This is a genomic window from Pantoea trifolii (genome assembly GCF_024506435.1).
GTDB lineage: Bacteria > Pseudomonadota > Gammaproteobacteria > Enterobacterales > Enterobacteriaceae > Pantoea > Pantoea trifolii.
In genome coordinates, this window is record NZ_JANIET010000001.1 from 547599 (window position 1) to 560108 (window position 12510).

At 53.3% G+C, this 12510-nt stretch carries 17 protein-coding genes; 10 read left to right on the forward strand and 7 right to left on the reverse strand.

Going from position 1 to position 12510, the window contains the following annotated elements:
- Position 1: 1 nt before the first annotated feature.
- Genes lptA through NQH49_RS02420 form a run of 5 tightly spaced genes read right to left on the reverse strand, consistent with a single transcriptional unit; the run spans position 2 to position 3657 of the window.
- A complete protein-coding gene (lptA, locus tag NQH49_RS02400; RefSeq protein ID WP_256698258.1) occupies positions 2–556 on the reverse strand; it encodes a lipopolysaccharide ABC transporter substrate-binding protein LptA in 555 nt (184 codons plus the stop codon).
- Complete coding sequence (gene lptC / locus NQH49_RS02405; RefSeq protein ID WP_036648345.1) at positions 531–1103, reverse strand: LPS export ABC transporter periplasmic protein LptC; 573 nt, start codon at positions 1101–1103, stop codon at positions 531–533. The genes lptA and lptC overlap by 26 nt, the downstream gene beginning before the upstream one ends.
- Positions 1100–1666, reverse strand: a complete 567-nt coding sequence (gene kdsC, locus NQH49_RS02410) for a 3-deoxy-manno-octulosonate-8-phosphatase KdsC (protein ID WP_256698259.1) — start codon at positions 1664–1666, stop codon at positions 1100–1102. Before kdsC ends, lptC begins: the two co-directional genes overlap by 4 nt.
- Before the next feature lie 13 nt (positions 1667–1679).
- Positions 1680–2660, reverse strand: a complete 981-nt coding sequence (gene kdsD / locus NQH49_RS02415) for an arabinose-5-phosphate isomerase KdsD (protein WP_101762279.1) — start codon at positions 2658–2660, stop codon at positions 1680–1682.
- A 13-nt stretch (positions 2661–2673) separates the two neighbouring features.
- Positions 2674–3657, reverse strand: coding sequence for a calcium/sodium antiporter (locus NQH49_RS02420; RefSeq protein ID WP_008104362.1), 984 nt, complete (start codon positions 3655–3657; stop codon positions 2674–2676).
- Positions 3658–3884: 227 nt separating this feature from the next.
- Here NQH49_RS02420 and mlaF point away from each other — a divergent pair, with 227 nt between their 5' ends.
- The 7 genes from mlaF to murA all read left to right on the forward strand — a co-directional run bounded on the left by mlaF (position 3885) and on the right by murA (position 8665).
- Positions 3885–4700 (forward strand): phospholipid ABC transporter ATP-binding protein MlaF, encoded by an 816-nt coding sequence (mlaF, locus tag NQH49_RS02425; RefSeq protein ID WP_008104360.1) that lies wholly within the window; start codon positions 3885–3887, stop codon positions 4698–4700.
- Positions 4701–4704: 4 nt separating this feature from the next.
- Positions 4705–5487, forward strand: a complete 783-nt coding sequence (mlaE, locus tag NQH49_RS02430) for a lipid asymmetry maintenance ABC transporter permease subunit MlaE (protein ID WP_007886633.1) — start codon at positions 4705–4707, stop codon at positions 5485–5487.
- 4 nt (positions 5488–5491) lie between these two features.
- Positions 5492–6028: an outer membrane lipid asymmetry maintenance protein MlaD gene (gene mlaD, locus NQH49_RS02435; RefSeq protein ID WP_256698261.1), complete on the forward strand. Its 537-nt coding sequence runs from the start codon at positions 5492–5494 to the stop codon at positions 6026–6028.
- 18 nt (positions 6029–6046) lie between these two features.
- Entirely contained in the window at positions 6047–6682 is a 636-nt protein-coding gene (mlaC, locus tag NQH49_RS02440) for a phospholipid-binding protein MlaC (RefSeq protein WP_256698472.1), read from the forward strand.
- Positions 6682–6987, forward strand: coding sequence for a lipid asymmetry maintenance protein MlaB (gene mlaB / locus NQH49_RS02445; protein ID WP_256698262.1), 306 nt, complete (start codon positions 6682–6684; stop codon positions 6985–6987). Before mlaC ends, mlaB begins: the two co-directional genes overlap by 1 nt.
- Before the next feature lie 114 nt (positions 6988–7101).
- The gene (gene ibaG / locus NQH49_RS02450) at positions 7102–7359 is read left to right on the forward strand and encodes a BolA family iron metabolism protein IbaG (RefSeq protein ID WP_008104351.1); all 258 of its coding nucleotides are present in this window, start codon (positions 7102–7104) and stop codon (positions 7357–7359) included.
- 46 nt (positions 7360–7405) lie between these two features.
- Positions 7406–8665 carry a UDP-N-acetylglucosamine 1-carboxyvinyltransferase gene (gene murA / locus NQH49_RS02455; RefSeq protein ID WP_008104349.1) on the forward strand — a complete coding sequence of 420 codons (1260 nt, stop codon included), beginning with the start codon at positions 7406–7408 and terminating at the stop codon, positions 8663–8665.
- A 68-nt stretch (positions 8666–8733) separates the two neighbouring features.
- On the opposite strand, the gene NQH49_RS02460 is transcribed toward murA, so the two are convergent.
- Both NQH49_RS02460 and ispB read right to left on the reverse strand, forming a co-directional pair.
- A complete protein-coding gene (locus NQH49_RS02460) occupies positions 8734–9015 on the reverse strand; it encodes a helix-turn-helix domain-containing protein (protein ID WP_256698264.1) in 282 nt (93 codons plus the stop codon).
- Positions 9016–9248: 233 nt separating this feature from the next.
- The gene (gene ispB / locus NQH49_RS02465) at positions 9249–10220 is read right to left on the reverse strand and encodes an octaprenyl diphosphate synthase (RefSeq protein WP_008104346.1); all 972 of its coding nucleotides are present in this window, start codon (positions 10218–10220) and stop codon (positions 9249–9251) included.
- Between the two features lie 253 nt (positions 10221–10473).
- Here ispB and rplU point away from each other — a divergent pair, with 253 nt between their 5' ends.
- The 3 genes from rplU (at position 10474) to cgtA (ending at position 12483) form a co-directional block, all read left to right on the forward strand.
- Positions 10474–10785: a 50S ribosomal protein L21 gene (gene rplU, locus NQH49_RS02470; RefSeq protein WP_007886644.1), complete on the forward strand. Its 312-nt coding sequence runs from the start codon at positions 10474–10476 to the stop codon at positions 10783–10785.
- Positions 10786–10800: 15 nt separating this feature from the next.
- Positions 10801–11058 (forward strand): 50S ribosomal protein L27, encoded by a 258-nt coding sequence (gene rpmA, locus NQH49_RS02475; protein ID WP_007886647.1) that lies wholly within the window; start codon positions 10801–10803, stop codon positions 11056–11058.
- A 249-nt stretch (positions 11059–11307) separates the two neighbouring features.
- Positions 11308–12483: an Obg family GTPase CgtA gene (cgtA, locus tag NQH49_RS02480; protein ID WP_008104343.1), complete on the forward strand. Its 1176-nt coding sequence runs from the start codon at positions 11308–11310 to the stop codon at positions 12481–12483.
- Positions 12484–12510 lie beyond the last annotated feature (27 nt).

Below are 12510 nucleotides of genomic sequence, written 5' to 3' on the forward strand. Positions count from 1 at the left end.
ATCAGTTACTCTTTTTAGGGCTCGCGGACGAACCGTTTTTGTCCTGCAGCTGCGACGGAACCAGAACGGTGGTCACGCGCTTGCTGTCACCCTGGCTGAACGCCTGCATCTTCTGCTCTTTCACCAGGTAAGTGATGCGGTCGCCTTTGATGTTGCTGTCCTGCTGCTGAATGAAGGCATTACCGGTCAGTTCAACAAAATCGTTCGCCAGTTCATAGTGCAGTTTACTGGCGTGGCCTTGCACCGGCTTGCCGTTATCCTGCATCTGATAGAAGGTGGCTGGCGTGCCGTAAGCATCAACGATGGTTTTCTTGCTATCGCCGCCCGGACGGGTGACGACCACTTTATCGGCGGTAATCTTGATGGAACCCTGGGTCACAATCACGTTGCCGGTAAAGGTCGCGACGTTGCCCTGCAGGTCCAGCGCCTGGTTGACGGAGTCAATATTCACCGGCTTGTCTGAGTCGCCAGTTAATGCCAGCGCAGGCAGGCTCGTTGCCAGCAGCGTACCCACCAGCAATAACTTAAGGCTATTTTTGTTCATTTTGAATTTCATAGGAAGTTTTGACCTTTTCAAGCAGCTCTGCGTGTTTCGTCCGTAAATTGCCGCGCATTTTCATGCCAGTGGAATTAAAACTGCGGCCAAAAAGGGTGACTTGATCGTCAGATGTCACATCCTGGGTGACCAAATTAACCTGAGCGTTATCGGTAAGGATGCGCTCAAGCTGTGAATCCTGGGTCAAGGTATTGACGACAACGTTGCCATAAAGATAAAGCATACGATCTTTAGTCAGCTTTGCCTTATCGGCGCGCACCGACCATGTCGCGACTTTGTTTACGTCATAGGTGGTCATCACCGGATTATCGAACCAACTTATCTCATCGGCAGCAAAGTAGGTGACTTTATCGGAGACCAGCTTATAGCCCAGCGCGCCTGTTGGGTTATACACCACCGTGTTCGATTTCTCGCTGGTGTAGGTTGGCGCTTGATCGTTGGTTGCTACCGGCGTTCGGTCGTCATCCTGGTTGGTGAGATTCCAGCCGATCAGCACTAAGGCGATCAAGGCCAGGATCAGCGTCATCCAACGCCTGCTCTTACTCATATTGATTGCCCTTTGGCATCCTCAAATTTGTTCTGCGCCATCAAGATCAGATCGCACAACTCACGTACCGCGCCGCGCCCACCGGCAATGCGGGTCACATAATGCGCGCGCGGCAGTAAAATCGGGTGGGCATCGGCAACGGCCACGCTCAAACCCGCCTGCGCCATCACCGGCCAGTCGATCAGGTCATCGCCAATGTAGGCGACCTGCTCTGCGGTCAATGACAGTTTATCCAGGAGTTCCCGCCAGGCCAAAAGCTTATCCGATTGTCCCTGGTAAAGATGCGTAATGCCGAGCGTCTTACAGCGATCTTCCAGCAGTTTTGCTTTGCGGCCGGTAATAATAGCCACTTCAACGCCGGAGGTCAGCAGGCAACGCACGCCATAACCATCGCGCACGTTAAAAGCTTTCAACTCTTCACCGCTGTTACCCATGTAAATCACGCCATCCGACATCACGCCATCAACGTCACAAATCAGCAGGCGAATCTTCGCAGCACGCGCCATGACTTCCGCGCTCACCGGACCGTAGCACGTCTCGACCATTGCTGTTTCAGCACTCATTGTTTCTTCCTGTTCAGACTACGCCAGCGCGCAGCATGTCATGCATATGTACCACACCGAGCAGGCGATCGTCATCGGCCACCAGCAGGGCGGTGATGTTTTTGTTTTGCATCAGATTAAGGGCATCGACCGCGAGCATATTCGGGCGCACGCGAATACCGCCGCTGGTCATCACTTCCTGAATGGTGGCTTTCTGGAAATCGATGCCCATATCGAACACGCGGCGCAAGTCACCATCGGTGAAGATGCCTTCGATTTTCATCAGGTCATCGACAATCACCGTTAAACCAAGATTCTTGCGGGTAATTTCCAGCAGCGCATCACGCATCGACGCATCACGGCTGACGTGCGGGATTTCATCGCCGCTGTGCATGATATCGCTGACGTGCAGCAGCAGTTTGCGGCCCAGCGCACCGCCGGGATGCGACAGCGCAAAATCTTCCTGGGTAAATCCGCGCGCTTCCAGCAACGCCACGGCCAGCGCATCACCCATGACTAAGGTCGCGGTGGTGCTGGTGGTCGGCGCCAGGCCGAGCGGACAGGCTTCCTGCGGCACTTTCACGCACAGATGCACATCCGCGGCGCGGCCCATCGCGCTGTCCGGACGCCCGGTAATACAGATCAGCTGCACCTTCTGGCGCTTTAACACCGGCACCAACGCCAGGATTTCGCCGGATTCACCGCTATTGGAAATCGCGATCACCACGTCATTGGTGCTGACCATGCCGAGATCGCCGTGGCTGGCTTCACCGGGATGCACAAAGAAAGAGGGCGTACCGGTGCTGGCAAACGTCGCGGCCATCTTTTTACCGATATGTCCGGATTTTCCCATGCCCATCACCACCACTTTGCCTCGGCAGGCAAAGATCATCGCGCAAGCGCGATCGAAATCATCATTGATATATTGATCAAGCTGCTCCAGCCCTTCGCGTTCGATGCGCAGCACCGCTTTACCTGCTTGCTGAAAATCGAAATCCGGTTGCTGATGTGACATGGTCAGTCCGTCCTTAATAGCTTGTGATAAGCATGGGGCTGAGCCACAGCCACAGCACCCACGCGATAAAACCACCTAATAATAGTGTGCCTGCGATACGGCCAATACGGCGTTTGCGCAGCAGGCAGAGCAGGGCGAACAGCACGCTCACTGCCAGCATCACCCAGTAATCACGTGCGAAGGCATGCGCATCAACGCTGCCGGGATGAATCAGCGCTGGTAGGCCGAGCACAATCGCCAGATTGAAAATGTTGGCGCCGATCAGGTTACCGATAGCGATATCGTCCTCACCTTTCAGCGCGCCGGCCACAACGGTAGCCAGTTCGGGTAAGCTGGTGCCGACGGCAATCAGCGTCAGGCCCATCACCAGTTCGCTCACACCGAAGTAGTCGGCAAAGACGGTGGCGTTGTCGATCACCATCCGCGTTGACATCGGCAGAATAATTAGCGCGACTGCCAGCCACAGAAAGGCCACGGTGTTGCCAGCTTCGTCGCGCGGCAGTTCGGCCAGCTGTTCACGGGTGAGCGTGTCGTTATTGTCACGTTCAGCGCGGCGAGCAATGCGGATCACCACCAGCAGATAACCCAGCGCGATCAGTAGCAGCGCAACGCCATCAAGACGGCTCAGATGATTATCAAACAGCATGATGCCGCTGAGCAGTGAGACTAGCAGCATTAATGGCAGTTCGCGCCGAATCAGATTGGAGTGTACTGTCAATGGGTGGAGCAACGCTGCGCCACCCAGAATCAAGAGAATGTTGGTGATGTTCGAGCCCAGCGCGGTGCCAACCGCTAAATCCATCTGTCCATGCTGTGCGGCCGAAAATGAGACAATTAATTCCGGCAATGATGTGCCAATGCTCACCACCGTCATGCCTATGATCAGTGGTGGGATGCCAAAGGATCGACAGAGGATCGCGGCGCTAAATACCAGACGGTCGGCGCCGTAAACCAGTAAAATCAATCCGATAAACAGCAAGGCAGAGGCTACGAACATTAAAAATCCTTGATGGATGGAGGTGTCGGCGAACCTTGTCCGACAGGTAAAAACATTCTGCACACACTAACAGGCGCTGATTTTGACTGTCTGAGAGGCAAAAGTAAATTTTAAGGCCGTTTTCGCCACACTAAGTGGGTAAGTTTCTGTAAAACTATCGTGCATTCGAGGCGACCAGGCTACCATCCACCGTTTTGATAGCGCCCGATCCGCATAAAGAGGTAAAGATGATCCAGCAGCAAACGAATCTGGTTGAGGTTCGTGGCGTCAGTTTCACGCGCGGAGATCGTACAATCTTTGACGATATCTCGTTAACGGTACCCGCCGGTAAAGTCACCGCGATCATGGGGCCGTCCGGAATTGGTAAAACCACGCTTTTACGTCTGATTGGCGGGCAATTACAGCCCGATAAAGGCGAGATTTGGTTCCGCGATCAGAATATCCCGACGCTTTCCCGCACGAAATTGTACGAAGCGCGTAAAAAAATGAGCATGCTGTTTCAGTCAGGCGCGCTGTTTACCGATCTCAACGTGTATGAAAACGTTGCCTGGCCATTGCGTGAACATACGCAACTGCCACCAGAACTGTTGCACAGCACCGTATTGATGAAGCTGGAAGCGGTGGGTTTGCGTGGTGCTGCGAAACTGATGCCTGCCGAACTCTCCGGCGGTATGGCGCGCCGTGCGGCGCTGGCGCGTGCTATCGCGCTGGAACCGGAACTGATCATGTTCGATGAGCCTTTTGTCGGCCAGGATCCGATCACCATGGGCGTGCTGGTGAAATTAATTGACGAACTTAATCATGCTTTGGGCCTGACCTGCATTGTGGTTTCACACGATGTGCCTGAGGTATTGAGCATTGCCGATCATGCCTATATTGTTGCCGGACAAAAAATTATTGCTCAGGGCAGCGCGCCGGAACTGCGGGAAAATCCCGATCCGCGTGTGCGCCAGTTTATCGAGGGTCATGCGGATGGTCCGGTGCCGTTTCGCTTTGCCGCTGGCGATTATCTCAGCGACTTGACCCGCTCAGGGAGAACGTAAACTGATGTTGTTACAGGCGCTAGCGTCATTTGGACGTCAGGGAATTAATACCTGTGCCGCTTTTGGCCGCGCAGGCCTCATGCTCTTTCATGCGCTGGTGGGTAAGCCGGCGTTTCGTCGCCATGCGCCGCTGCTGGTAAAACAGCTCTACAGCGTGGGCGTATTATCGTTGCTGATCATTGTGGTATCCGGCCTGTTTATTGGCATGGTGCTGGGTCTGCAAGGCTATCTGGTGCTGACCACCTACAATGCTGAAACCAGCCTTGGCATGCTGGTGGCGCTCTCGCTGCTGCGTGAACTCGGTCCGGTAGTGACCGCATTGCTGTTTGCCGGCCGGGCAGGTTCAGCGTTAACCGCAGAAATCGGGCTGATGAAAGCCACTGAACAGCTCTCGAGCATGGAGATGATGGCCGTCGATCCATTACGTCGCGTGGTATCACCGCGCTTCTGGGCCGGCTTTATCAGCATGCCGCTACTGGCGCTGATCTTTACCGCCGTCGGTATTGCCGGTGGCGCGCTGGTGGGGGTGAGCTGGAAAGGGATCGATCCGGGTTTCTTCTGGTCGGCGATGCAGAACGCGGTGGATTTCCGCACTGATGTCGTTAACTGCATGATCAAAAGCGCGGTCTTTGCCGTTACGGTAACCTGGATTGCGCTATTTAATGGCTATGATGCCATCCCGACCTCGGAAGGGATCAGTCGGGCGACGACGCGTACCGTGGTGCATGCTTCACTGGCGGTACTCGGTTTGGATTTTGTGCTGACAGCACTGATGTTTGGGAATTGATGCAATGCAAAGCAAGAAAAACGAAATCTGGGTTGGCGTCTTCATGCTGGCTGCGCTGCTGGCGCTGTTATTCCTCGCTCTTCGCGTCGCCGATCTTAAAACAATCGGCACCGAACCGACGTGGAAGATGTATGCCACCTTCGATAATATTGGCGGACTCAAAGTCAGTTCTCCGGTAAAAATTGGCGGCGTGTTAATTGGCCGTGTATCAGATATCGCGCTTGATGAGAAAACCCTTTCTCCGCGTGTGACCATGGATATCAGCGATAAATTCGCCAATAAGATTCCAGACACCAGCTCATTAGCCATCCGCACCCAAGGTCTGCTGGGTGAGCAGTTCCTGGCGTTGAATTTAGGTTTTGACGATCCTGAACTTGGCTCTTCGATGCTGAAAGATGGCGGCACGCTGCGTGACACCAAATCGGCACTGGTGCTGGAAGACCTCATCGGTCAATTCCTCTATAAGAGCGGCGATAACAAACCCAACGACAAATCCCAGGGTGCGGAGAGCGCACCAGCAGCACCTGCAACAACGGAATAACCAACGAGGTAAAACATGATGTTTAGACGCTTACTGATGATTGCCGTGTTGGCAATCGCACCGCTGGCAGCCAACGCCGCAGCGGATCAAACTAATCCTTACAAGCTGATGAACGAAGCGGCGGAAAAGACCTTCACCCGTCTGAAAAACGAACAGCCGAAGATTAAGCAGGATCCGAACTATCTGCGCGAAGTGGTGCGTCAGGAACTGATGCCTTATGTACAGGTAAAATATGCCGGTGCGTTAGTTCTCGGTCGCTATTATCGCGATGCGACACCGGCGCAACGCGATGCCTATTTTGCCGCGTTCGGTGATTATCTGGCGCAGGCGTACGGCCAGGCGCTGGCGCTGTATAACGGTCAAACTTACCAAATCCAGCCGGAACAGCCGATTGGCGATGCCAATATCGTAGCGATTCGCGTCACCATTATCGATCCGAATGGTCGTCCGCCGGTGCGCCTCGATTTCCAGTGGCGCAAGAACAGCCAGACCGGCAACTGGCAGGCGTATGACATGGTGGCCGAAGGCATCAGCATGATCACCACGAAACAGAATGAGTGGGGCGACCTGTTGCGCACCAAAGGCATTGATGGCTTGACGGCTCAGCTGAAAGTCTATGCAGCACAGCCGATCACCCTGGATAAAAAGCAATAATGAGTGAACCGTTACGCTGGCAGCGTACTGCCAGCACGCTGGCTTTAAGCGGCAAATTAGATCGTGATACTTTGCTGACCTTGTGGCAGGAACGTGACACTGCGGTGGCGGATATCACCACCATCGACGTTGCCGGGCTGGAAAGGGTCGATTCAGCGGGTTTAGCGCTGTTGGTGCATCTGCGTGAAATCGCGCGAGCCCAAGGCAGCGTGCCACTTTTCTCTGGCATCTCCGATAAACTTCAGTCACTGATCACGCTGTATAACCTGCAGCAGATTATTGTTTCTGCGGAAAAAATCGCCTGATCTGCGGATGTCGATGCTAAGCCCCTGATTTTTTCAGGGGCTTTTGCGTATTTAAGAGTCAGGCGCTTTCCTCTAAGATGGCAGCCTTATTATTATTAAGTGAAGTAACGAGCGATGGAAAATAGTGAAGTTCAGGCCGTGCTGATGCAGGCGCTGGCATTAGAAGAAGTACACGTACTTAGCAACGATGGCAGCCATTTTCAGGTCATCGCAGTGGGCGAAATGTTCGGCGAACTGAGCCGCGTGAAGAAGCAGCAGGCTGTGTACGCGCCGCTGATGGAATATATTGCGGATAATCGTATTCATGCGGTTTCCATCAAAACTTATACCCCAGCCGAGTGGGCGCGCGACCGTAAACTCAACGGTTTCTGAGTGCCTCACCGGTTGTTTTATTGATAGATAATTGAGAGCCGTGTTAATGGACAAATTTCGTGTGCAAGGCCCCACTCGTTTAAGTGGTGAAGTGACCATTTCCGGGGCGAAGAATGCTGCGTTGCCGATTCTGTTTGCTGCGCTGCTGGCTGAAGAGCCGGTAGAGATTCAGAACGTACCGAAGCTGCGTGATATCGATACCACCATGAAGCTGCTGAATCTGCTGGGTGCGCGCGTTGAGCGTAATGGTTCGGTCCACGTTGATGCTCGCGAAGTTAATGTTTTCAGTGCGCCATACGATTTAGTGAAAACCATGCGTGCTTCGATCTGGGCGCTGGGTCCGCTGGTGGCGCGTTTTGGTCAGGGCCAGGTTTCACTGCCGGGCGGTTGCGCCATCGGTGCGCGTCCGGTTGATCTGCACATTACTGGTCTGGAACAGCTGGGTGCGGAAATTAAGCTGGAAGAAGGCTACGTTAAAGCTTCGGTGAATGGCCGCCTGAAAGGCGCGCACATCGTGATGGATAAAGTGTCTGTTGGCGCTACCGTCACCATCATGAGCGCGGCGACGCTGGCTACCGGCATCACCATTATTGAGAATGCCGCGCGTGAGCCGGAGATTGTCGATACGGCAAACTTCCTCAACACGCTGGGCGCGAAAATCACGGGTGCGGGCACAGATAAAATCACCATCGAAGGTGTTGAGCGTCTGGGCGGCGGCGTATATCGCGTTCTGCCAGATCGTATCGAAACCGGTACTTTCCTGGTCGCTGCAGCGATTTCACGTGGCAAAGTTGTTTGCCACAACACTAAGCCCGATACGCTGGATGCGGTGTTGTCTAAACTGCGTGAGGCGGGTGCAGAGATCGAAGTGGGCGAAGATTGGATCAGCCTGGATATGCACGGCAAGCGCCCAAAAGCGGTGAATATCCGTACGGCGCCGCATCCAGGCTTCCCAACTGACATGCAGGCGCAGTTCACGCTGCTCAACCTGGTGGCAGAAGGAACCGGTGTGATTACCGAAACCATCTTCGAAAACCGCTTCATGCATATCCCTGAACTGATTCGTATGGGCGCGCATGCGGAAATCGAAAGCAACACCGCGATTTGTCATGGCGTTGAAACCTTGTCGGGTGCGCAGGTAATGGCCACCGATCTGCGTGCATCAGCGAGCCTGGTGCTGGCGGGTTGTATTGCAGAAGGCACCACGCTAGTTGATCGTATCTATCACATCGACCGTGGCTATGAGCACATCGAAGACAAGTTGAAAGCGATGGGTGCAAATATCGAGCGCGTAAGCGGCGAATAATTTTTACCTTTGCGCATTAAAAAACCAGTCACGGTAACGCGGCTGGTTTTTTTTCATCTGCAGTATGGTCAGATCTTTTTACGATCTTTGGGCGCTCGTATGCGCTTTTTGCGATCCTTCAGCAGACCGGTAAAAGGATCATAATATCGGCTCGGCCAGATCTCTGCCGGATGCACCTTAATCGCATTGGCAATTAGCCATTCGCCTTTGGGCCAGGGGCGCGACAGCGCATTGGCCAATGTTGACGAGCTAAGCCCTGATTCCCGTGACAGCGCTGCCAGTGATGTGCCTTTCTTACGTAATGCTGCAATGATATCTGCCGGGTGCCAATCCACTTTCCTTGGGTACATAACTTTCTTCTCCGTGTCCGTGTTATTACTTCATCTCCGCTGAAAAAGCTTTCCCGTCGCAGAGATATCTGGAAAAAACCCGCATTTTTATAGCAAATGTTTCCAGTTAATTTCCAGTAAATGTTTGAACGGCGCACGAAACTGCGTCGCTTTTCGCAAAAGTGATGCAAGCGATGTAAGTAAAGGGGAGAAGAGTGAGAAAGGAAACGGGACCAATTCAGGCCCCGTTAAAATCAGAAGTCGCGTTGTACGGACATGTGCGCCAGCGCTTCAAGTGCGCTGCGCCACGGGCTTTCAGGTAATACTTGCAGTGCTGAGATAGCTTTATCCGCCTCTTCTTCAGCACGTTTACGCGTCCACTCCAGCGAGCCAGTTTGTTGCATCGCTGCCAGCACCGGTTCCAGCAGATGACGACCGTTGCCTTCTTCAATCGCTTTGCGGATCATCTGCGCTTGCTCAGGCGTTCCATTGTGCATCGCGTGCAGCAGCGGCAGCGTCGGTTTGCCTTCGCTCAGGTCGTCACCGGTATTTTTACCCAGTGTTTCGCCATCCGCGCTGTAATCCAGCAAATCATCAATTAACTGGAAAGCGGTACCAAGATAGCGACCATAATCCTGCAGTGCTTTTTCCTGCGCTGGCGACGCATCAGCTAAAATCGCCGATGCTTGCGAAGCTGCTTCGAACAGGCGGGCGGTTTTGCTGTAGATCACCCGCATGTAGCTCTCTTCAGTGATGTCGGGATCGTTGCAGTTCATTAACTGCAGCACTTCCCCTTCGGCGATCACGTTGACCGCTTCCGACATCAGCGCCAGGATCTTTAAGGATCCCATGCTGGTCATCATCTGGAATGAGCGCGTATAGATAAAATCGCCCACCAGCACGCTAGCCGCATTACCAAACGCGGCGTTCGCGGTGGCTTTGCCACGGCGCATATCGGATTCATCCACCACATCATCGTGCAGCAGCGTCGCCGTATGGATAAATTCGATCAGCGCCGCATTGGTGATGTGCAACGATCCCTGATAATTCAGCGCGCGTGCCGACAGCACAGCGATCATCGGACGGATGCGTTTGCCCCCGCCGCTGATAATGTAATAGCCCAACTGGTTAATCAGTGAGACTTCTGAATTCAGCTGCTCGAGGATGGTCTGGTTGACGGCCGCCATGTCCTGCGCGGTTAATTCATTAATCTGTTCTAAGTTCATTCGTCTTTTCAGCTTTACTCGTTTTTTGCATGGTAAGCGCTTTAAACAGCGTGAGTTCAGGTAATCTGTTACTGATTGTACTTGAAAAATCGGGTTGCGAAACGTTTGCATTCGCCTTGCGCTTTTTTTCTGCAAGAGTGTGCAAAGTGCTCTTGTCTTCTGCTGGAGTATTGCGTAGAATTCGCGCCCTATTGTGAATATTTATCGCGCCGCCTGATGAACAAGAAAGGCACGCGCAGAAGCGGAGTTTTATATGTACGCGGTTTTCCAAAGTGGTGGTAAACAACACCGAGTAAGCGAAGGTCAGACCGTTCGCCTGGAAAAGCTGGACATCGCAACCGGTGAAACCATTGAGTTTGACCAGGTTCTGATGATCGCAAATGGCGAAGACGTGAAAATCGGCGCGCCACTGGTTTCAGGCGGTGTGATCAAGGCAGAAGTTGTGGCTCACGGTCGTGGCGAGAAAATTAAAATCGTTAAGTTTCGTCGTCGTAAACACTACCGTAAGCAAGCTGGTCACCGTCAGTGGTTCACAGATGTGAAAATCACTGTGATCGGCGCGTAAGAGGAGATCTGACAAATGGCACATAAGAAGGCTGGTGGCTCGACCCGTAACGGTCGCGACTCCAACGCAAAACGTCTGGGTGTAAAACGTTTCGGTGGCGAATCTGTTCTGGCAGGTAGCATCATCGTTCGTCAGCGTGGCACCAAATTCCACGCAGGTAGCAACGTAGGTTGTGGTCGTGACCACACCCTGTTTGCCACCGCAGACGGCAAAGTAAAATTCGAGATTAAAGGCCCGAACAACCGTAAATATATCAGCATCGTTGCTGAGTAAGGTTGTCGTGCTGCAGACGTCTACCGTCTGAATACACGAATGAAAGGCCCCGCAGCTTTGCGGGGCTTTTTACATTCTGCTACTGAGCTTGCTGGATAACAGTTACGCTTTAGCACAGTTGTTGTACAATTTATGTACTCCTGGCTTTGCCAGTCTTGTATTATCCGCCGTCGGTCAGCGCAGAAGACCCTGGCGGACCCGTTTGCGGCCTGCAAGCTGCCGTGAACGACAGCGTGACGGAGAAATAAAATGAAGTTTGTAGATGAAGCGACGATCCTTGCGGTCGCGGGTGATGGCGGCAACGGTTGCGTAAGCTTCCGCCGTGAAAAATATATTCCAAGAGGCGGCCCGGATGGCGGCGACGGCGGCGACGGCGGCGACGTATATCTGTTGGCGGATGAAAACCTCAACACCCTGATCGATTATCGCTTTGAAAAGTCTTTCCGTGCCGAACGTGGCCAGAATGGCCAAAGCCGTGATTGCACCGGTAAACGTGGTAAAGACATCATCGTTAAAGTGCCGGTCGGTACCCGCGTCATTGACCAAGGTACAGGCGAAACGCTGGGCGACATGACGCGTCATGAGCAGAAGCTGATGGTGGCGAAAGGCGGCTGGCATGGCCTTGGCAACACGCGCTTTAAATCCTCGGTTAACCGTTCCCCGCGTCAAAAAACCATGGGAACACCGGGCGAGAAGCGTGACCTGCAACTGGAACTGATGCTGCTGGCTGACGTTGGTATGCTGGGTCTGCCGAATGCCGGTAAATCGACCTTTATTCGCTCGGTTTCCGCGGCGAAACCAAAAGTTGCGGATTATCCGTTTACTACGCTGGTGCCAAGCCTTGGCGTGGTGCGTATGGACAACGAAAAGAGTTTTGTTGTCGCTGATATTCCTGGCCTGATTGAAGGCGCAGCGGATGGCGCAGGTTTGGGTATTCGCTTCCTGAAGCACCTTGAGCGCTGCCGCGTGCTGCTGCACCTGATCGATCTTGCCCCTATCGATGAATCTGATCCGGTAGAAAATGCCCGCATCATTCTCGGCGAGTTGGAGAAGTACAGCGATAAACTGTTCCAGAAGCCGCGTTGGTTAGTGTTCAACAAATGTGACCTGCTGAGCCGCGAAGAAGCGGAAAGTCGTGCCAAAGCGGTAGTGGAAGCATTAGGCTGGGAAGAAAAATATTACCTAATCTCTGCGGCTAGCCATGATGGCGTGAAAGATCTTTGCTGGGATGTGATGAGCTTTATCATCGAAAATCCAAAAGAAGCCGAAGAAGAAGCTAAAGAGCCAGAGAAAGTGGCCTTCATGTGGGATGATTATCACCGTGAAGCCATGGAAACGGCGCAGGAAGTGGAAGAAGACGACGATTGGGATGACGACTGGGACGAAGAAGACGACGAAGGCGTCGAAATCATTTACCAGCGTTAATCGCACAAAAAAGCGGCCAGAAGGCCG